The organism is Shigella sp. FC1661, assembly GCF_001712525.1.
Taxonomy (GTDB): Bacteria; Pseudomonadota; Gammaproteobacteria; order Enterobacterales; family Enterobacteriaceae; genus Escherichia; species Escherichia coli.
In genome coordinates, this window is record NZ_MDGW01000441.1 from 1 (window position 1) to 23,435 (window position 23,435).

Annotated in this window: 17 protein-coding genes and 5 pseudogenes; 12 read left to right on the top strand and 10 right to left on the bottom strand. The window is 54.4% G+C overall.

The window, feature by feature from the left end; genetic code table 11:
- The coding region (locus BFF42_RS19725; protein WP_001393844.1) for an IS1 family transposase at nt 1-234 on the top strand (234 nt) is incomplete at its 5' end.
- Nucleotides 235-251: 17 nt separating this feature from the next.
- Here BFF42_RS19725 and fsr read toward each other — a convergent pair.
- Nucleotides 252-994 (bottom strand): annotated as a pseudogene (fsr, locus tag BFF42_RS19730) (fosmidomycin MFS transporter); the annotation flags it as partial.
- A gap of 217 nt (nt 995-1,211) precedes the next feature.
- Between fsr and ushA the strand changes: the two are divergent.
- The gene (ushA, locus tag BFF42_RS19735; RefSeq protein ID WP_000771764.1) at nt 1,212-2,864 is read left to right on the top strand and encodes a bifunctional UDP-sugar hydrolase/5'-nucleotidase; all 1,653 of its coding nucleotides are present in this window, start codon (nt 1,212-1,214) and stop codon (nt 2,862-2,864) included.
- A 36-nt stretch (nt 2,865-2,900) separates the two neighbouring features.
- On the opposite strand, the gene ybaK is transcribed toward ushA, so the two are convergent.
- Together ybaK and BFF42_RS19745 are read right to left on the bottom strand one after the other, a co-directional pair.
- Nucleotides 2,901-3,380 carry a Cys-tRNA(Pro)/Cys-tRNA(Cys) deacylase YbaK gene (ybaK, locus tag BFF42_RS19740; protein WP_000186627.1) on the bottom strand — a complete coding sequence of 160 codons (480 nt, stop codon included), beginning with the start codon at nt 3,378-3,380 and terminating at the stop codon, nt 2,901-2,903.
- Nucleotides 3,381-3,583: 203 nt separating this feature from the next.
- On the bottom strand, nt 3,584-4,378 hold the full coding sequence (locus BFF42_RS19745) for a TraB/GumN family protein (protein ID WP_000365186.1): 795 nt from the start codon (nt 4,376-4,378) through the stop codon (nt 3,584-3,586).
- Between the two features lie 137 nt (nt 4,379-4,515).
- Between BFF42_RS19745 and BFF42_RS19755 the strand changes: the two genes are divergently transcribed.
- Nucleotides 4,516-4,857 carry a HigA family addiction module antitoxin gene (locus tag BFF42_RS19755; protein WP_001370330.1) on the top strand — a complete coding sequence of 114 codons (342 nt, stop codon included), beginning with the start codon at nt 4,516-4,518 and terminating at the stop codon, nt 4,855-4,857.
- 214 nt (nt 4,858-5,071) lie between these two features.
- Here the strand turns inward: BFF42_RS19755 and copA are convergent, their stop codons facing one another.
- Nucleotides 5,072-7,576: a copper-exporting P-type ATPase CopA gene (gene copA / locus BFF42_RS19760; protein WP_000083973.1), complete on the bottom strand. Its 2,505-nt coding sequence runs from the start codon at nt 7,574-7,576 to the stop codon at nt 5,072-5,074.
- Between the two features lie 261 nt (nt 7,577-7,837).
- On the opposite strand from copA, the gene glsA reads away from it, so the two are divergent.
- The 4 genes and pseudogenes from glsA (at nt 7,838) to cueR (ending at nt 10,597) form a co-directional block, all read left to right on the top strand.
- Nucleotides 7,838-8,770: a glutaminase A gene (gene glsA / locus BFF42_RS19765; RefSeq protein ID WP_000883031.1), complete on the top strand. Its 933-nt coding sequence runs from the start codon at nt 7,838-7,840 to the stop codon at nt 8,768-8,770.
- A 2-nt stretch (nt 8,771-8,772) separates the two neighbouring features.
- Nucleotides 8,773-10,065, top strand: coding sequence for an APC family permease (locus BFF42_RS19770; RefSeq protein WP_000982152.1), 1,293 nt, complete (start codon nt 8,773-8,775; stop codon nt 10,063-10,065).
- A gap of 30 nt (nt 10,066-10,095) precedes the next feature.
- Nucleotides 10,096-10,193: pseudogene (locus BFF42_RS27955) on the top strand (hypothetical protein); the annotation flags it as partial.
- Nucleotides 10,190-10,597: a Cu(I)-responsive transcriptional regulator gene (gene cueR / locus BFF42_RS19775; protein ID WP_001026747.1), complete on the top strand. Its 408-nt coding sequence runs from the start codon at nt 10,190-10,192 to the stop codon at nt 10,595-10,597. The pseudogene BFF42_RS27955 and the gene cueR, both read left to right, overlap by 4 nt.
- On the opposite strand, the gene BFF42_RS19780 is transcribed toward cueR, so the two are convergent.
- Together BFF42_RS19780 and BFF42_RS19785 are read right to left on the bottom strand one after the other, a co-directional pair.
- Entirely contained in the window at nt 10,598-11,056 is a 459-nt protein-coding gene (locus BFF42_RS19780) for an NfeD family protein (RefSeq protein WP_000970322.1), read from the bottom strand. It abuts the gene before it with no gap.
- Entirely contained in the window at nt 11,053-11,970 is a 918-nt protein-coding gene (locus BFF42_RS19785) for an SPFH domain-containing protein (RefSeq protein WP_000904503.1), read from the bottom strand. The genes BFF42_RS19780 and BFF42_RS19785 overlap by 4 nt, the downstream gene beginning before the upstream one ends.
- Nucleotides 11,971-12,115: 145 nt before the next feature.
- Between BFF42_RS19785 and fetA the strand changes: the two genes are divergently transcribed.
- Both fetA and fetB read left to right on the top strand, forming a co-directional pair.
- Nucleotides 12,116-12,793, top strand: a complete 678-nt coding sequence (gene fetA, locus BFF42_RS19790; protein ID WP_001157540.1) for an iron efflux ABC transporter ATP-binding subunit FetA — start codon at nt 12,116-12,118, stop codon at nt 12,791-12,793.
- Nucleotides 12,780-13,559, top strand: a complete 780-nt coding sequence (gene fetB, locus BFF42_RS19795) for an iron efflux ABC transporter permease subunit FetB (protein ID WP_012421216.1) — start codon at nt 12,780-12,782, stop codon at nt 13,557-13,559. The genes fetA and fetB overlap by 14 nt, the downstream gene beginning before the upstream one ends.
- 62 nt (nt 13,560-13,621) lie before the next feature.
- Here the strand turns inward: fetB and cnoX are convergent, their stop codons facing one another.
- Genes cnoX through tesA form a run of 3 tightly spaced genes read right to left on the bottom strand, consistent with a single transcriptional unit; the run spans nt 13,622 to nt 15,959 of the window.
- Nucleotides 13,622-14,476 (bottom strand): chaperedoxin, encoded by an 855-nt coding sequence (gene cnoX / locus BFF42_RS19800; protein ID WP_001295322.1) that lies wholly within the window; start codon nt 14,474-14,476, stop codon nt 13,622-13,624.
- 60 nt (nt 14,477-14,536) lie between these two features.
- The gene (gene ybbO, locus BFF42_RS19805; RefSeq protein WP_000148941.1) at nt 14,537-15,346 is read right to left on the bottom strand and encodes an NADP(+)-dependent aldehyde reductase; all 810 of its coding nucleotides are present in this window, start codon (nt 15,344-15,346) and stop codon (nt 14,537-14,539) included.
- Nucleotides 15,336-15,959 (bottom strand): multifunctional acyl-CoA thioesterase I/protease I/lysophospholipase L1, encoded by a 624-nt coding sequence (tesA, locus tag BFF42_RS19810; RefSeq protein WP_001295836.1) that lies wholly within the window; start codon nt 15,957-15,959, stop codon nt 15,336-15,338. Before tesA ends, ybbO begins: the two co-directional genes overlap by 11 nt.
- On the opposite strand from tesA, the pseudogene ybbA reads away from it, so the two are divergent.
- The 3 genes and pseudogenes from ybbA (at nt 15,930) to BFF42_RS19825 (ending at nt 23,116) form a co-directional block, all read left to right on the top strand.
- Nucleotides 15,930-16,615, top strand: a pseudogene (gene ybbA, locus BFF42_RS19815) (putative ABC transporter ATP-binding protein YbbA). The gene tesA and the pseudogene ybbA overlap by 30 nt on opposite strands.
- The gene (ybbP, locus tag BFF42_RS19820) at nt 16,612-19,029 is read left to right on the top strand and encodes a putative ABC transporter permease subunit YbbP (protein WP_000561882.1); all 2,418 of its coding nucleotides are present in this window, start codon (nt 16,612-16,614) and stop codon (nt 19,027-19,029) included. The pseudogene ybbA and the gene ybbP overlap by 4 nt, the downstream one beginning before the upstream one ends.
- Nucleotides 19,030-19,457: 428 nt before the next feature.
- Nucleotides 19,458-23,116: pseudogene (locus tag BFF42_RS19825) on the top strand (DUF6531 domain-containing protein).
- Here BFF42_RS19825 and BFF42_RS19830 read toward each other — a convergent pair.
- Nucleotides 23,110-23,435 (bottom strand): annotated as a pseudogene (locus BFF42_RS19830) (IS1-like element IS1B family transposase); the annotation flags it as partial. The pseudogenes BFF42_RS19825 and BFF42_RS19830 overlap by 7 nt on opposite strands.

Sequence of the window (23,435 nt, forward strand, 5' to 3'; positions counted from 1 at the left end):
TCGGCCTTTGAGGTCGTGGTATGGATGACGGATGGCTGGCCGCTGTATGAATCACGCCTGAAGGGAAAGCTGCACGTTATCAGCAAGCGTTACACTCAGCGCATTGAGCGACATAATCTGAATCTGAGACAACATCTGGCAAGGCTGGGACGGAAGTCACTGTCGTTCTCAAAATCGGTGGAGCTGCATGACAAGGTCATCGGGCATTATCTGAACATAAAACACTATCAGTAAGTTGGAGTCATTACCTAGCTGCTGATGCTCGCCATATAGAAATATTTCGAGAAAATGAGGATTAACAGAATGCTGACTGCCAGTACCACTTTGTTGCGCGGCAGTGGATTGATTATCGTCGCTTTGGGTTTTCCTTTATTCATTCGGAGCTGTGCCGAGTACCAACGGCTAATTTGCGCCAACACCACGATCGCCAGCAGTGCCGCAAGCACAAACCAGCAACGTTGCCTTTGCCATAAGGCGCGATAATCACCGCCGTCAGCAAGGGTCCCAGGGAACTGCCAAAGTTGCCGCCGACCTGAAAGATAGATTGCGCCAGGCCATGCCGCCCGCCGGAAGCCATACGGGCTACGCGAGAAGATTCCGGATGAAAGACCGATGAACCGGTACCGACCAGCGCCGCCGCCAGCAGAACTGCGCCAAAACTGCCCGCCAGCGCAAGCAGCACCAGACCACTTAAGGTAAAGCACATGCCAATTGGCAACGACCACGGCATCGGATATTTATCGGTCCAGTAGCCGACCACTGGTTGCAGTAGCGAAGAGGCGAGCTGGAAGGTGAGGGTTATCATGCCAATCTGCATAAATGTCAGAGAAAATTCTGACTGAAGCAGAGGATAAATCGCCAGAATCAGCGATTGGATCATGTCGTTCAGCAGATGTGAGAGGCTGATAGCACCTAAAATACCAAACGATGTTCGGGCCTTGGTCGTTGACGCAGCCGCGCCCGCCACAGGCTGGGTTTGTTCACTCATTGCCATAGGAAAGTCACTTTTTCAGGGTTGCGATGTAAAGAATGATCTTATTTGTGATTATTACCCGACTAACATACCTGTATGCGTCGCCTGAAGGAAGTCTCAACGCCGAATACAGAATTTCTAATCTGGATGCAGATTTATCTTCACCGGACGCAGACTTGTCTATGATGTTGCGTCATACTATTTTTCAACACGTTGAAATCAGGTCAGGGAGAGAAGTATGAAATTATTGCAGCGGGGCGTGGCGTTAGCGCTGTTAACCACATTTACACTGGCGAGTGAAACTGCTCTGGCGTATGAGCAGGATAAAACCTACAAAATTACAGTTCTGCATACCAATGATCATCATGGGCATTTTTGGCGCAATGAATATGGCGAATATGGTCTGGCGGCGCAAAAAACGCTGGTGGATGGTATCCGCAAAGAGGTTGCGGCTGAAGGCGGTAGCGTGCTGCTACTTTCCGGTGGCGACATTAACACTGGCGTGCCCGAGTCTGACTTACAGGATGCCGAACCTGATTTTCGCGGTATGAATCTGGTGGGCTATGACGCGATGGCGATCGGTAATCATGAATTTGATAATCCGCTCACCGTATTACGCCAGCAGGAAAAGTGGGCCAAGTTCCCGTTGCTTTCCGCGAATATCTATCAGAAAAGTACCGGCGAGCGCCTGTTTAAACCATGGGCGCTGTTTAAGCGTCAGGATCTGAAAATTGCCGTCATTGGGCTGACAACCGATGACACAGCAAAAATTGGTAACCCGGAATACTTCACTGATGTCGAATTTCGTAAGCCCGCCGATGAAGCGAAGCTGGTGATTCAGGAGCTGCAACAGACAGAAAAGCCAGACATTATTATCGCGGCGACCCATATGGGGCATTACGATAATGGTGAGCACGGCTCTAACGCACCGGGCGATGTGGAGATGGCACGCGCGCTGCCTGCCGGATCGCTGGCGATGATCGTCGGTGGTCACTCGCAAGCTCCGGTCTGCATGGCGGCAGAAAACAAAAAACAGGTCGATTACGTGCCGGGTACGCCATGCAAACCAGATCAACAAAACGGCATCTGGATTGTGCAGGCGCATGAGTGGGGCAAATACGTGGGACGGGCTGATTTTGAGTTTCGTAATGGCGAAATGAAAATGGTTAACTACCAGCTGATTCCGGTGAACCTGAAGAAGAAAGTGACCTGGGAAGACGGGAAAAGCGAGCGCGTGCTTTACACTCCTGAAATCGCTGAGAACCAGCAAATGATCTCGCTGTTATCGCCGTTCCAGAACAAAGGCAAAGCGCAGTTGGAAGTGAAAATAGGCGAAACCAATGGTCGTCTGGAAGGCGATCGTGACAAAGTGCGTTTTGTACAGACCAATATGGGGCGGTTGATTCTGGCAGCCCAAATGGATCGCACTGGTGCCGAATTTGCGGTGATGAGTGGAGGAGGAATTCGTGATTCTATCGAAGCAGGCGATATCAGCTATAAAAACGTACTGAAAGTGCAGCCATTCGGCAATGTGGTGGTGTATGCCGACATGACCGGTAAAGAGGTGATTGATTACCTGACCGCCGTCACACAAATGAAGCCAGATTCAGGTGCCTACCCGCAATTTGCCAACGTTAGCTTTGTGACGAAAGACGGCAAACTCAACGACCTGAAAATCAAAGGCGAACCGGTCGATCCGGCGAAAACTTACCGTATGGCGACATTAAACTTCAATGCCACCGGCGGTGATGGCTATCCGCGCCTTGATAACAAACCGGGCTATGTGAATACCGGCTTTATTGATGCCGAAGTGCTGAAAGCGTATATCCAGAAAAGCTCGCCGCTGGATGTGAGTGTTTATGAACCGAAAGGTGAGGTGAGCTGGCAGTAATCCGAAAGTGCCGGATATTTGCATCCGGCACAATGCTTAATCGCGGCGGGCGATATCAGCAAATTTGGCATCGAGGATCTTCGCCAGATCGCCTGCCGCCAGTTCGATATCCAGTCCGCGCTTGCCGCCAGAAACATAAATAGTGGCAAATTCTTGTGCGGGGGCGTCGATAATCGTCGGCAGACGTTTTTTCTGCCCCAGTGGGCTAATCCCCCCAACCAGGTATCCCGTCGAACGCTGCGCGGCCATCGGATCGGCCATCTCAACTTTCTTGGCACCCAGCGCTTTTGCTACTTTTTTAAGATCCAGTTGACCTGCGACCGGCGTAACGGCCACTGCCAGATGTTTCATATCACCGTTCACTGCCACCAGTAGCGTTTTGTAGACTTGATCCGGATTCAAACCTAATTTTTTGACGACTTCATCGCCAAAATTGGTTTCAGCCGGATCGTGCTCGTAGGTATGGATTTGAAACGAAATCTTGTTTTTTTCGAGTAATTTAACTGCGGGTGTCATGGTAATTTTCCTGCCTTAAACAAAAAAACGAAGCAAGCATACGCCTGATGGTGGTCCAAAAAAAAGAGTCATCTTGCCTAAGAGTATTGGCAGGATGGTGAGATTGAGCGACAATCGAGTTACACCGTCGCTTAAAGTGACGGCATAATAATAAAAAAATGAAATTCCTCTTTGACGGGCCAATAGCGATATTGGCCATTTTTTTAGCGCAACATTTGCGGCAAATTCCCTTCTCCATACAGGTGTAGTGCACCGACCGCGACCACATATCGCCCCGGCGGCATGGCGCGTAATTTATCCCGCCAGGCGAGATTTCGCTGATGCATCAGCACATCGTACAGCGACTGACTGAACGTATTGGGCAGCGTTATATCATTATTTTGCGGAGGTGCATTCAGCCACCAGCTCATCATTTGTTGCAGCAACCGTGCGTTGGTATGCCAGTGGGTCAGCGTATCGTCCAGCAGCGCCAGTCCTTTGTCAGGGAGCTGGAGCAACATGGTAATCTGGTTTTCAGCCCCTTCCAGTTCAATCACGGGTTTATGTTGTTGCTTCGCCGCCTGCAATAACTGGTAATCGATACCGTATTCTGCCCGCAGCCCCAGTTTTTGTGCCTGCGTCGCCTGAAGAACCATCGCGATTTGCCACAGCGGTTGAGTAGAAAAGAGCGACGGAGAAATGCCCATCTCCTGGCTAATGTGCTGCAGATTTTGGAGTTGCTCCTCGTTAATGCGCTCTTCCAGCGCCTCGCAAGTAGGCAAATTAGCAAAAGGCGTATCGCTGGTGGAAACATCCGCCTCGACGATCAGCGCATCGGCGTTTTTGAGCTTTTTGAGCAAACGGGTGGGCAGGGGAGTCATATCGTGGCTACCCATATGAATACTGCCAATCAGATGAAAATGGCGATTGCCGGGAAGGGTGATATCGATGGCAGGCCAGGTGTAATGATTACCGCGCAGCGCGGCCCAAAGCGTTTTTACCCGGTACAACAGATCCATACGACCTCCCTTTGTGAAATATCATGCTAGCGCGCGGTGAGGGATGGCGCAAATGGAGTTGGGGACTTGTTTAATGTGTTTGTATGATTCAGTATGTTCTTGCATCGCTATTCACAGGGAAGCAACAGTTAAAAACCATGAAACAGGCAACAAGAAAACCGACGACACCCGGAGATATTCTTCTCTATGAATATCTGGAACCGCTCGATTTGAAAATCAATGAGTTAGCAGAGTTGCTGCATGTTCATCGTAATAGCGTCAGTACACTGATCAATAATAATCGTAAACTCACCACTGAGATGGCATTCCGTCTGGCGAAAGTTTTTGATACCACAGTCGATTTTTGGCTAAACCTCCAGGCGGCAGTTGATCTTTGGGAAGTTGAAAACAACATGCGCACCCAGGAAGAATTGGGACGGATTGAAACAGTGGCTGAATATTTGGCACGCCGTGAAGAGCGTGCAAAAAAGGTCGCGTAAGGCCAAAACATCGCTTCATCTCGTAGGCCGGATAAGGCGTTCACGCCGCATCCGGCATCCGAGCACCATTGCCTGATGCGACGCTTACCCGTCTTATCAGGCCTACAAACCTGTGCCTGAACCGTAGGCCGGATAAGGCGTTTACGCCGCATCCGGCAGTCATGCGTCGATGCCAAATGCGCCGCCCTAAAGCAGCGCATCCGCAATGACGTACTTATTCCTTCGGTTTAAACCGCAGCAACCGGTTGGCGTTACTCACTACGGTAATCGACGAGAGCGCCATTGCCGCTCCGGCAACTACCGGGTTAAGCAGTGTTCCAGTAAACGGCCACAAAATACCAGCGGCGACCGGAATACCAATGCTGTTGTAGATAAACGCACCGAGCAGGTTCTGCTTCATATTGCGCAGCGTTGCGCGGGAAATCGCGAGCGCATCTGCAACACCCATCAGGCTATGGCGCATCAGGGTAATCGCCGCGGTTTCAATGGCAACATCACTGCCGCCACCCATCGCAATACCGACATCCGCCTGAGCCAGCGCTGGCGCGTCGTTAATGCCGTCGCCCACCATTGCCACCTGACGTCCTTCACTTTGCAGACGTTTGATCGCTTCGGCTTTACCGTCTGGCAGCACCCCGGCGATCACCTCATCAATCCCTGCTTCTTTGGCGATCGCATTGGCGGTGGTTGGGTTATCCCCGGTCAACATCACCAGACGATATCCCGCTTTATGCAGGCGTTGCAGCGCCGCCACGCTATCACTACGCAACGGATCGCGTACAGCCAGCAGGGCTACTACTTTCCCGTCAATCGCCAGCAGCACAGGCGTTGCTCCTTGCGATGCCTGAGCTGAAATATCGGCTTCAATCGCTTTAGTATCGACTTGCTGGTCATTTAACAGCGCCTGATTACCCAGCAATAACGCATGACCTTCAGCTTCACCGCTTACGCCCAGCCCGCGCAATGTGCGGAAACCGTTGACCTGCGGCAGCTGCATATCGCCTGCTTTATCGAGGATCGCTCGTGCCAGCGGATGGCTGGAACCTTGCTCCAGCGCCGCCGCCAGACGCAATGCTTGCGCTTCATCAACATCAGCAAATGTTTTTACTGCGACAACCTGCGGCTTCCCTTCGGTCAGCGTCCCGGTTTTATCGAACACGACGGTATCGAGTGTACTGGCGCGTTGCAGCGCGTCGGCGTCCCGCACCAGCACGCCAAACTCAGCCGCCCGCCCGACGCCGGAAATAATCGACATTGGCGTCGCCAGCCCCAGCGCACACGGACAGGCAATAATCAGCACCGTGGTGGCTATCACCAGGGTATAGACAATCTGCGGTGCCGGACCAAAGAAATACCAGATTGCTGCACTGATCAGCGCAATCACCACTACTACCGGCACAAATACGGCTGAGATTTTATCCGCCAGCTGACCGATTTCTGGCTTGCTGCTCTGGGCCTGGCGCACCATGCGAATAATCCTTGACAGCGTGGTATGGCTGCCAACCGCACTGGCGCGAAATAGCACGCTACCGTCCTGTACCACTGTCCCGGCATGGACGCTTTCGCCTTCGCCTTTTTGCTGCGGGATTGGTTCGCCCGTCAGCATCGCTTCATCCAGCCATGCTTCGCCCTGGGTAATCTCGCCATCTACCGGCACGCGATCGCCGGTCGTCAGGCGCAGTAACATCCCTGGCTGAACTTCCGCCAGCGGCACGCTTTTTTCACCCTCTGCGGTGACCACTCGCGCCGTCGGTGGGGTTAAATCGAGTAATTTCTCCAGCGCCTTAGAAGAACGCTGACGCGCGCGCGCTTCCAGCATATGGCCGAGATTAATCAGACCGATAATCATCGCACTGGCTTCATAGTAAAGATGCCGCGCTTCCATCGGGAACCACTGCGGCCACAGGTTGACGCTCATCGAATAGAGCCACGCCACACCCGTACCCAGCGCCACCAGCGTATCCATCGTCGCCGCACCGTTCAGCAGGCTTTTCCACGCGCTGCGGTAAAAATGCCCGCCGGCGAAAACCATTACCGCCAGGGTTATCAGGCCGATAACTAACCACAGGCTGCGGTTGTCAGCGGTGACCATCATGTTATCGCCGATCATCCCCCAGACCATTACCGGAATACCCACCGCCAGTGCGACAATCGCCTGCCAGCGGAAGCGCTTCATCGTAGCGACGGCGGTTTCCTGCTGGCGCTCGCGGCGTTTCGCGTCATCTTCAATCGCTTCCGCGCCGTAGCCCGCTTTTTCCACCGCCTGCACTAAATCTTGTGGGGAGGCACTGCCCATCACCAGCGCAGTACGCTCCGCCAGGTTTACCCGTGCCTGAGTGACGCCCGGTACGCTTTGCAGCGCATTTTGTACGCGGGTGACACAGCTGGCGCAGCTCATGCCGCTCAGCAGCAACTGCTGGCTGTCATCGTCATCGGCGGTCGCTGCCGGAAGCGCCTCAGAAACCGCTGTCAGTGCTTCCGACGGGATTGATGACTCCGCCAGCGGTTTAGCCTTTGGGTGGCTTACAGATGCGTCATAACCCGCTTGTTTGATGGTTTCGATCAGCTGTTCTGCACTGGCAGTCCCGGTAACGTGCGCTTCAGTGATAGACACATCCGCTTGTTCCACATCCGGGCGCTGTTCGAGACTTTCTTTCACGCGTTTAACGCAGTGACCGCAGGACAGGCCGTCCAGGGTCAGGTCGATAGTTTGTGACATAAAACACTCCTTTAAGACAGTTTTGACTGGCTGTGATAAAGGTTAAACCTTCCAGCAAGGGGAAGGTCAAGAAATTAATAAACCAGGCGGGTAAAAGTCCGTAAAGATTAAAAAATCGGCTCGATTTGCATCAGGATTAGACATTTATTTCTTTGTTTTCCTGTAGTTAAGTTGCTGGTGCTAAGTTAAATCAGGATGCCTGAAAATCGGCACCGGGGTGAGGAATTACCTCCCGCATCTATAAAAAGGAGTTAACAAAAGATGTTAGATGCAAACAAATTACAGCAGGCAGTGGATCAGGCTTACACCCAATTTCACTCACTTAACGGCGGACAAAATGCCGATTACATTCCCTTTCTGGCGAATGTACCAGGTCAACTGGCGGCAGTGGCTATCGTGACCTGCGATGGCAACGTCTATAGTGCGGGTGACAGTGATTACCGCTTTGCACTGGAATCCATCTCGAAAGTCTGTACGTTAGCCCTTGCGTTAGAAGATGTCGGCCCGCAGGCGGTACAGGACAAAATTGGCGCTGACCCGACCGGATTGCCCTTTAACTCAGTTATCGCCTTAGAGTTGCATGGCGGCAAACCGCTTTCGCCACTGGTAAATGCTGGCGCTATTGCCACCACCAGCCTGATTAACGCTGAAAATATTGAACAACGCTGGCAGCGAATTTTACATATCCAACAGCAACTGGCTGGTGAGCAGGTAGCGCTCTCTGACGAAGTCAACCAGTCGGAACAAACAACCAACTTCCATAACCGGGCCATAGCCTGGCTGCTGTACTCCGCCGGATATCTCTATTGTGATGCAATGGAAGCCTGTGACGTGTACACCCGTCAGTGCTCCACGCTCATCAATACTGTTGAACTGGCAACGCTTGGCGCGACGCTGGCGGCGGGTGGTCTGAATCCACTGACGCATAAACGCGTTCTTCAGGCCGACAACGTGCCGTACATTCTGGCCGAAATGATGATGGAAGGGCTGTATGGTCGCTCCGGTGACTGGGCGTATCGCGTTGGTTTACCGGGCAAAAGCGGTGTAGGTGGCGGTATTCTGGCGGTCGTCCCTGGCGTGATGGGAATTGCCGCGTTCTCACCACCGCTGGACGAAGAAGGTAACAGTGTTCGCGGTCAAAAAATGGTGGCATCGGTCGCTAAGCAACTCGGCTATAACGTGTTTAAGGGCTGATCATGATGAACACGGAAGGTAATAACGGTAACAAACCCCTCGGTCTATGGAATGTCGTTTCCATCGGTATTGGGGCAATGGTGGGGGCGGGGATCTTCGCGCTGCTGGGGCAGGCTGCGTTGCTAATGGAAGCCTCGACCTGGGTCGCCTTTGCTTTTGGCGGTATTGTGGCGATGTTTTCCGGTTATGCCTATGCGCGTCTGGGGGCGAGCTATCCCAGTAATGGCGGCATTATCGACTTCTTTCGTCGCGGATTAGGCAACGGCGTCTTTTCGCTGGCGCTCTCGTTACTGTACCTGTTGACGCTGGCGGTGAGCATCGCCATGGTCGCCCATGCTTTTGGCGCTTATGCCGTGCAGTTTTTGCATGAAGGCAGCCAGGAGGAGCACCTTATTTTGCTCTACGCGTTGGGGAGCATTGCGGTGATGACGCTTTTCAACTCCTTAAGCAACCATGCGGTAGGGCGGCTGGAAGTGATCCTCGTCGGCATTAAAATGATGATCCTGTTATTGCTGATTATTGCCGGTGTCTGGTCGCTGCAACCAGCGCATATTTCCGTCTCTGCGCCCCCCAGCTCCGGTGCGTTCTTCTCCTGTATTGGGATAACTTTCCTTGCCTATGCGGGCTTTGGCATGATGGCGAACGCGGCGGATAAAGTGAAAGATCCGCAGGTCATTATGCCACGGGCGTTTCTGGTGGCGATTGGCGTTACCACGTTGCTTTATATCTCGCTGGCACTGGTTTTGCTTAGCGATGTATCGGCATTAGAGTTAGAAAAATATGCCGATACCGCCGTAGCGCAGGCTGCTTTTCCGCTGCTCGGACATGTGGGTTATGTGATCGTCGTCATCGGCGCTTTACTGGCGACGGCTTCAGCCATTAACGCGAACCTGTTCGCCGTGTTTAACATCATGGACAACATGGGCAGCGAACGCGAACTGCCGAAGCTAATGAATAAATCCCTGTGGCGGCAGAGTACCTGGGGCAACATCATTGTCGTGGTGTTGATTATGCTGATGACGGCGGCACTGAATTTAGGCTCACTCGCCAGCGTTGCCAGCGCCACCTTTTTGATTTGCTACCTGGCGGTGTTTGTGGTGGCGATCCGCCTGCGTCATGATATTCACGCCTCGTTGCCGATTCTTATCGTTGGTACGTTGGTGATGTTGTTGGTGATCGTTGGCTTTATCTACAGTCTGTGGTCCCAGGGTAGCCGTGCGTTGATATGGATTATTGGCTCACTCTTACTCAGCCTTATTGTGGCAATGGTCATGAAGCGCAATAAAACCGTATAACATCTCTCTGTGCGCAGTACTTCCTGTATTATTGTGGTGGCGGTCGATATTCGCACTGGCAAAAAAACGTGCTTGAATATCTGTTGAAACCCTTTAACAAAGCACAGGAGGCGTTGCGCGAACGATGAACATCAGCGATGTAGCAAAAATTACCGGCCTGACTAGCAAAGCCATTCGCTTCTATGAAGAGAAGGGGCTGGTGACGCCGCCGATGCGCAGCGAAAACGGTTATCGCACCTACACGCAGCAGCATCTCAACGAACTGACCTTACTGCGCCAGGCACGGCAGGTGGGCTTTAACCTGGAAGAGAGCGGCGAGCTGGTGAATCTGTTTAACGACCCGCAGCGGCACAGCGCCGACGTCAAACGGCGCACGCTGGAGAAGGTGGCGGAGATCGAACGACACATTGAGGAGCTGCAATCCATGCGCGACCAGCTGCTGGCACTGGCGAATGCCTGCCCTGGCGATGACAGCGCCGACTGCCCGATTATCGAAAATCTCTCCGGCTGCTGTCATCATCGGGCAGGGTGATTAAGACGAGATGGCTCGGATATGTAGGGTTATCCCTTCTATCGCAATGACTTCAACATGCGTACCTGCACCGAGATCCTCGCTGGCGCTGACAGGCCATGAACTGTCACCGACGCGCATATGACCGCGCCCGTTGACCAGCGGAGATTCCAGCACAAAACGTCGGCCAATCAGCTGCTGCCCGCGCTGGTTTAAATGACTATCGCTGTGCTTTTGTTCGCGCACCCGCCGCGACAACCATTTCCACCACAGCCAGGCGGCGAGCAGCGTCAGGATGGCAAACATTACCCCTTGCCACTCCCAACCCAGCGGCACCAGCCAGACCACCAGGCCGGTAATCACCGCTGCCACGCCGCTCCACAACAAATAACCATTTCCGCCCAGCATCTCGGCTGCCAGCAGCAAACCGCCGAGACTGAGCCAGAAAATATGTGGATGAACGACCATTAACTCCATCATGGCTGAGTCCGTTTGTTGGCGCTGTCTTTCACCAGTTCGGCAATCCCGGCAATCGACCCCATCAGGCTGCTGGCCTCTAATGGCATCATCACTACTTTGCTGTTAGTGGAGGAACCGATCTGCTGTAACGCTTCGGTGTATTTCTGCGCTACGAAGTAGTTCACCGCCTGAATATCACCGGAGGCGATAGCTTCAGACACCATTTTGGTGGCGCGGGCTTCTGCTTCGGCGGAACGTTCACGCGCTTCAGCCTGTAAAAACGCCGACTGACGTTCGCCTTCCGCTTTCAGGATTTGCGACTGTTTTTCACCTTCGGCTTTGAGGATTTCCGCCTGACGGATCCCTTCCGCTTCAAGAATGTAAGCGCGTTTGGTACGTTCCGCTTTCATCTGCGCGTTCATTGAAGAGATAAGCTCTGCCGGTGGGCGCACGTCGCGAATTTCAATACGGGTGACTTTAATCCCCCACGGGTTGGTGGCTTCATCGACAATACGCAGCAGGCGTGAGTTGATGCTGTCGCGCTGAGAGAGCATTTCGTCAAGTTCCATTGAACCCAACACGGTACGGATGTTAGTCATGGTCAGGTTGATGATCGCCAGCTCCAGATTGCTGACTTCATAGGCAGCGCGTGGCGCGTCAATCACCTGAATAAAACAGACTGCGTCGATGGTAACGTTGGCGTTATCTTTCGAGATAACTTCCTGGGAAGGGATATCGAGCACTTGCTCCATCATATTGATCTTGCGACCAATGCGATCCATAAACGGCACCACCAGACTGAGCCCCGGCTGTAACGTTTTGGTATAGCGACCAAAACGTTCTACCGTCCATTGATAGCCCTGCGGCACGATTTTGACGCCCGCGCCGACAATGACCAGCGCGACAAAAATGAGAATCGGGATAAAGATAAGCATCGGAAAAACCTCCTGTTGTACCGTCCATAATCAGCAAAATTGCTGCTCGATTAAACAAATTATACCTGATTACTGAAAGAGAGTTCCCCCTTATTCCTGCGAAGGATAAACTGTTTTTAGTAAAAATCAGAAAAAGGGAACAGCGATGCAGGAAAATAGTCCTTTGCTTCAGCTACAAAACGTAGGATATCTGGCGGGTGATGCGAAGATTCTTAATAACATCAATTTTTCGCTGCGTGCTGGCGAATTTAAGTTAATTACCGGTCCTTCTGGTTGTGGCAAAAGTACGTTGCTAAAAATAGTTGCTTCATTGATCAGCCCAACCAGCGGAACGTTACTGTTTGAAGGTGAGGATGTCAGCACACTAAAGCCAGAAATCTACCGCCAACAAGTCTCTTACTGCGCCCAGACACCGACGCTGTTTGGCGATACGGTATACGATAATCTGATCTTTCCCTGGCAGATCCGTAACCGGCAGCCTGACCCAGCCATTTTTCTCGATTTTCTCGAACGCTTCGCCTTGCCGGACAGCATTTTGACGAAAAATATCGCCGAGCTATCTGGTGGTGAAAAACAACGCATCTCACTGATTCGTAACCTGCAATTTATGCCGAAGGTTTTATTGCTGGATGAAATCACCAGTGCGCTGGATGAAAGTAATAAACATAACGTTAATGAGATGATCCATCGTTATGTGCGCGAGCAAAATATTGCCGTGCTGTGGGTGACACACGATAAAGACGAAATTAATCATGCGGATAAAGTGATTACACTGCAACCGCATGCCGGAGAAATGCAGGAAGCACGCTATGAACTCGCATAATATTACTAACGAATCATTGGCACTGGCATTAATGCTGGTGGTGGTGGCAATCTTAATTAGCCATAAAGAAAAACTGGCGCTGGAGAAAGATATTTTCTGGAGCGTCGGGCGCGCGATAATTCAGCTGATTATTGTCGGCTATGTGCTGAAGTATATTTTCAGCGCGGATGATGCCAGCCTGACATTATTGATGGTGTTATTTATCTGCTTTAATGCGGCGTGGAACGCGCAAAAACGCAGTAAATATATTGCTAAAGCTTTTATCTCATCGTTTATTGCCATTACGGTCGGGGCGGGAATTACCCTGGCGGTGCTGATTCTCTCAGGGTCGATTGAATTTATCCCGATGCAGGTGATCCCTATCGCCGGGATGATTGCCGGTAACGCCATGGTAGCGGTGGGGTTGTGTTACAACAATTTAGGGCAACGGGTCATTAGCGAACAGCAACAGATTCAGGAGAAACTGAGTCTTGGCGCGACGCCGAAGCAGGCTTCAGCGATATTGATTCGCGACAGTATTCGCGCGGCTTTAATTCCGACGGTCGATTCAGCAAAAACGGTTGGCTTAGTGAGTTTACCAGGAATGATGTCCGGGCTGATATTTGCCGGGATTGATCCGGTGAAGGCGATTAAATATCAGATTATGGTGACCTTTATGCTGCTCTCAACCGCCAGCTTGTCGACCATTATTGCCTGCTATTTAACCTATCGTAAGTTTTATAATTCGCGCCACCAGTTGGTGGTGACGCAATTGAAGAAGAAATGATGCGATGCCGGATGCGCAGCATCGCATCCGGCGTTGTGGTTCATGTGCCGAACAACGGAATATCAATACAACAATGCATACAGCTGGCGGCGATACTTCGACGCCAGTGCATCACCCGTACCCAGCGCAGCGAGGATCTCCTGGAACGTTTTACGCGTCTGACCGTCTGCGGCGGTGAGATCTTTACGCAGATGCCCGAACAGCAACTCCAGCGCCTCTTCATTGCGCCCAACCTGATGCAGTTGCAGCGCCAGTTGCGTCGCCAGTGCGGCATCTTCTGGATTCTCCGCCACCTGCTGTTGCAACTGTTGAATTTCCGGCGTATCAGCCGCCTGCTTCAGCAGTTCGATTTGCGCCACCAGCCCCTGGTAGCGGGTGTCCTGATCCTGCAACGGAATGGTTTTCAGCACCGCTTCCGCATCTTCAGAACGGTTCAGCGCAATCAGCGTTTCTGCCAGCAGCAGGCCGATCTCCCCGTTCTGATTCGACAACTGCCAGGCGTCTTTCAGCAATGGCAGGGCATCGGTGTAATTGCCTTCCTGCATCAGTTGCATCGCCTGCTGCGCTTTCAGCTCTTCTTCGCGCGGCAGCACTTTATCCAGCAGGGCGCGGATCGCCTCTTCCGGTTGCGGCCCCTGGAAGCCATCTACCGGTTGCCCGTTCTGGAACAGATACACGGTCGGAATCGCGCGCAGACCAAACTGGGCGGCAATCATCTGCTCCGCGTCGCAGTCCAGCTTCGCCAGAATAAATTGCCCGTTGTACTGCGCCGCGAGGCTTTCCAGGATCGGGGTTAACTGCAAACAGTGCTGGCTACGTTCAGACCAAAAATAGAACAGCACCGGAGTGGTCATCGACTGTTCAAGAACCTGTTGCAGGTTAGATTCGTTAATGTTGACAATATTTTCTACGGACATGGAGTCGCTCTCTGTTGTCGATATTTTCTTTGACATGGGGGCTTAAGCGCGCGCTTCAACTCACCCCTGCAATATTTTGTCCATCACGCGCCCAGGCAGCAGGCGCTTGAGCACCATTACTGCCCAGGTCACCAGCGTTACCGGATAGCGCATCTTCGGCTTCTCGCTAATAAAAGCATGGCGCACTTTGTCGACCACCGCTTCCGGTCCCAACGTAAAGCGGGCGGCGATGCCGGGATTTTCGACTGGTTTATCACTTTGCGTCTGGTTGACGTTGTCGGTGAAGCGAGTACGAATGGGACCGGGTTCGATCAGGCTGACTTTAATTCCGCTGTGGCGTAGCTCCATGCGCAGCGCGTCTGACCACGCCTCCAGCGCATATTTACTGGCCGCGTAAGCGCCACGACCCGGCGTGGAGATTAATCCCATCACCGATGATGTCATCACAATACGCCCTTCACCGTGCGGTAACATCGCGGGTAACAGGCGCATGGTGAGCTGGTGTGCGCCGAAAAAGTTGGCGGAAAACTGCTGTTCCATCTGCGCACGGCTGATGGTGGAAAGGGGGCCATACATGCCGAATCCGGCATTGTTAAAGATCCCATACAGACAATTATCGGTCAGGGCGATCACCTCGTCTGCTGCGCGATCAACACTTTCTGGTGAATCCAGATCGATCAACACGCCGGTAAATCCCATGTTGTTCATACGCTCAACATCATCCGGTTTTCGGCAACCTGCCAGCACATGAAAACCCTGGCGTTTTAATTCGAGTGCGCTTTCCAGGCCAATTCCACTGGAACATCCGGTAATTAAGACCGATTTTTGCATAACTTTACCTGTCAGGATCTCCGTTGCTTTATGAGTCATGATTTACTAAAGGCTGCAACTGCTTCGCCATCCAGTCGGCAATAAACGGCTGGGCGTCGCGGTTGGGATGAATACCGTCATCCTGCATCCATTGTGGCTTGAGGTAGACCTCTTCCATAAAAAAGGGCAGCAGCGGAACATCAAACTCTTTGGCGAGTTTGGGGTAAATGGCGCTAAAGGCTTCATTATAACGGCGACCATAGTTTGCAGGCAGACGTATTTGCATTAACAATGGTTCAGCGTTGGCGGCTTTGACATCCTGCAAAATCTGGCGCAGCGTTTGCTCGGTTTGCTGTGGCTGAAAACCACGCAAACCGTCATTGCCGCCCAGTTCAACCAGCACCCAGCGCGGCTGATGCTGTTTCAGCAGAGCCGGAAGGCGCGCCAGTCCTTGTTGCGAGGTGTCGCCGCTGATGCTGGCATTAACTACCGACGTTTTACTCTGCCACTTATCATTCAACAAGGCAGGCCAGGCCGCGCTGGCAGACATTCGATACCCGGCGCTCAGGCTATCACCCAGAATCAATAACGTGTCCGCTGCGGCGGCACGGAAGGTTAACAGGACCAGGAACAGGAAGGGCAAATGCCAGCGGAAAACATTGTTGAAGTTCATCATCTTAAGAAGTCCGTCGGTCAGGGGGAGCATGAACTCTCCATCCTCACCGGAGTTGAGCTGGTTGTCAAACGTGGCGAGACCATCGCACTGGTGGGCGAGTCGGGATCGGGTAAGTCAACCTTGCTGGCGATCCTCGCCGGGCTTGATGACGGCAGCAGTGGCGAAGTGAGTCTGGTGGGACAACCGCTACATAATATGGACGAAGAAGCGCGGGCAAAGTTGCGCGCGAAGCACGTCGGCTTTGTTTTTCAGTCATTTATGTTAATTCCTACCCTTAACGCGCTGGAAAACGTCGAGCTTCCGGCTCTGCTGCGCGGTGAGAGTAGCGCGGAAAGTCGTAACGGGGCGAAAGCGTTGCTCGAACAGTTAGGGCTGGGTAAACGTCTGGATCATCTTCCGGCACAGCTTTCCGGCGGTGAACAGCAACGAGTGGCGCTGGCACGAGCCTTTAATGGTCGACCTGATGTGCTGTTTGCCGACGAACCCACCGGCAACCTTGACCGCCAGACGGGCGATAAAATTGCCGACCTGCTGTTTTCCCTCAACCGTGAACATGGCACCACGTTGATTATGGTGACCCACGACTGCAACTGGCGGCACGCTGCGACCGCTGCTTACGGCTGGTGAACGGGCAGTTGCAGGAGGAAGCATGATTGCACGTTGGTTCTGGCGCGAATGGCGTTCGCCGTCGCTATTAATTGTCTGGCTGGCGCTAAGCCTGGCGGTGGCCTGCGTGCTGGCGCTGGGCAATATCAGCGATCGCATGGAGAAGGGCTTAAGCCAGCAAAGCCGTGAGTTTATGGCGGGCGATCGGGCGTTGCGCAGTTCACGCGAAGTGCCGCAAGCGTGGCTGGAGGAAGCGCAAAAGCGCGGCCTGAAAGTCGGCAAGCAGCTGACTTTCGCCACAATGACCTTTGCAGGCGACACACCGCAGCTGGCGAACGTCAAAGCGGTGGATGATATCTACCCGATGTATGGCGATCTGCAAACTAATCCCCCTGGCCTGAAACCGCAGGCGGGCAGCGTATTGCTGGCCCCACGCCTGATGGCACTGCTTAACCTGAAAACGGGCGACACCATTGACGTGGGCGATGCCACCTTGCGGATTGCCGGAGAAGTGATTCAGGAACCGGATTCCGGTTTTAACCCCTTCCAGATGGCTCCGCGTCTGATGATGAATCTGGCGGATGTCGATAAAACCGGAGCCGTGCAGCCGGGGAGTCGGGTCACCTGGCGTTATAAATTCGGCGGCAACGAGAACCAGCTCGACGGCTATGAGAAATGGTTGTTACCTCAGCTTAAACCCGAACAACGCTGGTACGGTCTGGAACAGGACGAAGGCGCGCTGGGGCGATCGATGGAACGCTCGCAACAGTTCCTGCTGCTTTCGGCGCTTCTGACCTTGCTGCTGGCAGTGGCAGTGGCAGCGGTGGCGGTAGCGATGAATCATTACTGTCGCAGTCGCTACGATCTGGTGGCGATCCTCAAAACGCTGGGGGCAGGGCGAGCGCAACTGCGTAAGCTAATCGTCGATCAGTGGTTGATGGTGCTGACGCTTTCAGCCGTTACCGGTGGGGCCATAGGCCTGTTGTTCGAAAACGTGTTGATGGTGCTGCTCAAGCCCGTTCTGCCTGCTGCACTACCGCCAGCCAGCCTCTGGCCGTGGCTGTGGGCGCTTGGCACCATGACGGTCATCTCGCTGCTGGTGGGGCTACGACCATACCGCTTGTTGCTGGCAACGCAGCCTTTACGCGTATTACGTAATGATGTGGTAGCGAACGTCTGGCCGCTGAAGTTTTATCTGCCGATTGTCAGTATGGTGGTTGTGCTGCTGCTCGCCGGATTAATGGGTGGCAGCATGCTGCTTTGGGCGGTGCTGGCGGGCGTGGTAGTACTGGCTTTGCTGTGCGGTGTGCTGGGCTGGATGCAGCTGAATGTACTTCGCCGCATGACGCTGAAATCGCTACCTCTGCGCCTGGCGGTTAGCCGCCTGTTACGTCAGCCGTGGTCAACGTTAAGCCAGCTTTCGGCATTTTCGCTCTCCTTTATGCTGCTGGCGCTGTTGCTGGTATTGCGTGGCGATCTGCTCGACCGCTGGCAGCAGCTACCGCCAGAAAGCCCGAACTACTTTTTAATTAACATCGCCACAGAACAGGTAGCACCGCTAAAAGCGTTCCTCGCGGAACATCATATAGTCCCGGAATCATTTTATCCGGTAGTGCGGGCGCGGCTGACGGCGATTAACGATAAGCCGACAGAAGGTAATGAAGATGAGGCGCTTAATCGCGAACTCAATCTTACCTGGCAAAATACGCGGCCCGATCATAATCCGATTGTCGCCGGTAACTGGCCGCCAAAAGCCGATGAAGTGTCGATGGAAGAGGGGCTGGCGAAACGCTTAAACGTTGCCCTCGGTGATACCGTGACTTTTATGGGCGATACCCAGGAGTTCCGCGCTAAAGTGACCAGCCTGCGCAAAGTGGACTGGGAAAGTCTGCGGCCTAATTTCTATTTTATTTTCCCGGAAGGGGCATTAGACGGGCAACCGCAGAGCTGGCTTACCAGTTTCCGCTGGGAGAATGGCAACGGCATGTTGACGCAACTCAACCGCCAGTTCCCGACCATTAGCCTGTTAGATATTGGCGCGATTTTAAAACAGGTCGGTCAGGTGCTGGAGCAGGTAAGTCGGGCGCTGGAGGTGATGGTGGTGCTGGTCACCGCCTGCGGTATGTTGCTGTTGCTGGCACAGGTGCAGGTGGGAATGCGCCAGCGTCATCAGGAGCTGGTGGTATGGCGCACACTCGGTGCGGGGAAAAAACTGCTGCGCACGACATTGTGGTGTGAGTTCGCCATGCTTGGGTTTGTTTCCGGCCTGGTGGCCGCAATTGGTGCGGAAACGGCACTGGCAGTGTTGCAGGCGAAAGTGTTTGATTTCCCGTGGGAGCCAGACTGGCGATTGTGGATTGTTCTGCCGTGCAGCGGTGCGCTGCTGCTGTCGCTTTTCGGCGGCTGGCTGGGTGCGCGACTGGTTAAGGGTAAGGCGCTGTTCAGGCAGTTTGCGGGGTGATGAGAGTAAATAAGGGGCGTTCTGGTTGAATGGAACGCCTTGTTTAAATTAATTCTACAATATGTTTCATTGATGATGTTATTGAATTGGTGATTTCCTATCTTTCTATTGCTGATATTAATCTGAATCGGTGGAGTTTAATAATTTTAAATATAGCCCTACAAAAATAACTCAGACTAATAAAATCATAAATCATATGCGTTGAATGGATATTATCCATATAGTGAATTTGTTGATGATGAATTCATCTGTGCTAAAAATTTTAGTTTAATAAAATATTGAAAGTGACCTGTAATAACAGTTATTGTTGATTGAGAACAAATAAGTTTATGTGAAAAATATATAAATACATTAGCTGGTCTTGTGTGTCATTTTATTTTTTTGTTGCTAACACAGGGATATGAACAATAACTAAAAGGGCACTTTATATGAGCGGAAAACCAGCGGCGCGTCAGGGAGATATGACTCAGTATGGCGGTCCCATTGTCCAGGGTTCGGCAGGTGTAAGAATTGGCGCGCAACTGGCGTGGCGTGCTCGGTGTGTCCGGGCGGGATGACCTCGGGCAACCCGGTGAACCCGCTGCTCGGTGCAAAAGTACAGCCCGGCGAGACGGACCTTGCGCTGCCCGACCCGCTGCCGTTCATTCTCTCCCGCACCTACAGCAGCTACCGGACGAAGACGCCTGCGCCAGTGGGAATTTTTGGCCCCGGCTGGAAAGCGCCTTCTGATATCCGCTTACAGATACGCGATGATGCACTGGTACTCAACGACAACGGCGGGCGGATCATTCACTTTGAGCCGCTGCTGCCGGGGGAGGCTGTGTACAGCCGCAGTGAGTCAATGTGGCTGGTGCGTGGCGGTAAGGCAGCGCAGCCGGACGGCCACACGCTGGCACGGCTGTGGGCGTCGCTGCCGCCGGATATCCGGTTAAGCCCGCATCTTTACCTGGCGACCAACAGCGCACAGGGGCCGTGGTGGATACTGGGGTGATCTGAGCGGGTGCCGGGTGCTGAGGACGTACTGCCAGCGCCGCTGCCGCCGTACCGGGTGCTTACCGGGATGGCGGACCGCTTCGGGCGGACGCTGACGTACCGGCGTGAGGCCGCAGGCGACCTGGCCGGGGAAATCACCGGCGTGACGGACGGTGCCGGGCGGGAGTTCCGTCTGGTGCTGACCACACAGGCGCAGCGGGCGGAAGAGGCCCGGCAGCAGGCGGAAGAGGCCCGGCAGCAGGCGGTCGTCGCCGGAGCAAAACGACCGGACATTCCTGATTCACTGCCGGAGAGCACAGAGTACGGCCCCGACAGGGGTATCCGCCTTTCGGCGGTGTGGCTGATGCACGACCCGGCATACCCGGAGAGCCTGCCCGGTGCGCCACTGGCGCGGTACACGTATACGGAAGCCGGTGAACTGCTGGCGGTATATGACCGCAGCAATACGCAGGTGCGCGCTTTCACGTATGACGCGCAGCACCCGGGCCGGATGGTGGCGCACCGTTACGCGGGAAGGCCGGAGATGCGCTACCGCTACGACGATACGGGGCGGGTGGTGGAGCAACTGAACCCGGCAGGGTTAAGCTACCGCTATCTTTATGAGCAGGACCGCATCACCGTCACCGACAGCCTGAACCGGCGTGAGGTGCTGCATACAGAAGGCGGGGCCGGGCTGAAACGGGTGGTGAAAAAAGAACTGGCGGACGGCAGCGTCACGCGCAGCGGGTATGACGCGGCAGGAAGGCTCACGGCGCAGACGGACGCGGCGGGACGGCGGACAGAGTACGGTCTGAATGTGGTGTCCGGCGATATCACGGACATCACCACACCGGACGGGCGGGAGACGAAATTTTACTATAACGACGGGAACCAGCTGACGGCGGTGGTGTACCCGGACGGGCTGGAGAGCCGCCGGGAATATGATGAACCGGGCAGGCTGGTATCGGAGACATCGCGCAGCGGGGAGACAGTACGCTACCGCTACGATGACGCGCACAGTGAGTTACCGGCGACGACAACGGATGCGACGGGCAGCACCCGGCAGATGACGGCGGTTCACCGCGAGGAAGGTATCAGCCTTTACCGCTACTATGACAACCGTGGCCGGTTAACCTCGGTGAAAGACGCACAGGGCCGTGAAACGCAGTATGAGTACAACGCCGCAGGCGACCTGACTGCCGTTATCACCCCGGACGGCAACCGGAGCGAGACACAGTACGATGCGTGGGGAAAGGCGGTCAGCACCACGCAGGGCGGGCTGACGCGCAGTATGGAGTACGATGCTGCCGGACGTGTCATCAGTCTGACTAACGAGAACGGCAGTCACAGCGACTTCAGCTACGATGCGCTGGACCGGCTGGTACAGCAGGGCGGCTTTGACGGGCGGACGCAACGTTATCATTATGACCTGACCGGAAAACTCACGCAGAGTGAGGATGAGGGGCTTGTCACCCTCTGGCACTACGATGCGTCGGACCGCATCACGCACCGGACGGTGAACGGCGACCCGGCAGAGCAGTGGCAGTATGACGGCCACGGCTGGCTGAGAGAAATCAGCCACCTGAGCGAAGGCCACCGTGTCGCTGTCCACTACGGCTACGACGATAAGGGCCGCCTGACGGGCGAACGGCAGACGGTGGAGAACCCGGAGACGGGGGAACTGCTGTGGCAGCATGAGACGAAACACGCCTACAACGAACAGGGGCTGGCAAACCGCGTCACGCCGGACAGCCTGCCGCCGGTGGAGTGGCTGACCTACGGCAGCGGTTACCTGGCGGGCATGAAGCTGGGCGGGACGCCGCTGGTCGAGTATACGCGGGACAGGCTGCACCGTGAGACGGTGCGCAGCTTCGGCAGCATGGCAGGCAGTAATGCCGCATATGAACTGACCAGCACATACACCCCCGCAGGCCAGTTACAGAGCCAGCACCTGAACAGCCTGGTGTATGACCGTGACTACGGGTGGAATGACAACGGCGACCTGGTGCGCATCAGCGGTCCGCGACAGACGCGGGAATACGGCTACAGCGCCACGGGCAGGCTGGAGAGCGTGCGCACCCTCGCACCGGACCTGGACATCCGCATCCCGTATGCGACCGACCCGGCGGGAAACCGGCTGCCGGACCCGGAGCTACACCCGGACAGCACGCTCACGGCGTGGCCGGATAACCGCATCGCAGAGGATGCGCACTATGTTTACCACTATGATGAATACGGCAGACTGACGGAGAAGACGGACCGCATCCCGGCGGGTGTGATACGGACGGACGACGAGCGGACCCACCACTACCACTACGACAGCCAGCACCGCCTGGTGTTCCACACGCGGATACAGCATGGCGAGCCACTGGTCGAGAGCCGCTACCTCTACGACCCGCTGAGCCGCCGGACGGGGAAACGGGTGTGGCGTCGCGAGCGTGACTTGACGGGGTGGATGTCGCTGTCGCGTAAACCGGAGGTAACGTGGTACGGATGGGACGGCGACCGGCTGACGACGGTACAGACCGACACCACGCGTATCCAGACGGTATACCAGCCGGGGAGCTTCGCGCCGCTCATCCGCATCGAAACAGACAACGGTGAACGGGAGAAAGCGCAGTGCCGCAGCCTGGCGGAGAAGTTACAGCAGGAAGGGAGCGAAGACGGTCACGGTGTGGTGTTCCCGGCTGAACTGGTGGGGCTGCTGGACAGGCTGGAGGGGGAAATCCGGGCAAACTGCGTGAGCAGTGAAAGCCGCCAGTGGCTTGCGCAGTGCGGGCTGACGGTGGAGCGGCTGGCGGCACAGATAGAGCCGGTTTATTTGCCTGAGCGAAAAATACATCTTTATCACTGTGACCACCGGGGCTTGCCGCTGGCGCTTATCAGTGAAGACGGCAATACGGCGTGGAGCGCGGAATATGATGAATGGGGCAACCAGCTTAATGAGGAGAACCCGCATCACCTGCACCAGCCGTACCGGCTGCCGGGGCAGCAGTATGATAAGGAGTCGGGGCTGTACTACAACCGGAACCGGTACTACGATCCGTTGCAGGGGCGGTATATCACTCAGGACCCGATAGGGCTGGAGGGGGGGGTAATGACTCCAACTTATTGATAGTGTTTTATGTTCAGATAATGCCCGATGACTTTGTCATGCAGCTCCACCGATTTTGAGAACGACAGCGACTTCCGTCCCAGCCGTGCCAGGTGCTGCCTCAGATTCAGGTTATGCCGCTCAATTCGCTGCGTATATCGCTTGCTGATTACGTGCAGCTTTCCCTTCAGGCGGGATTCATACAGTGGCCAGCCATCCGTCATCCATATCACCACGTCAAAGGGTGACAGCAAGCTCATAAGACGCCCCAGCGTCGCCATAGTGCGTTCACCGAATACGTGCGCAACAACCGTCTTCCGGAGCCTGTCATACGCGTAAA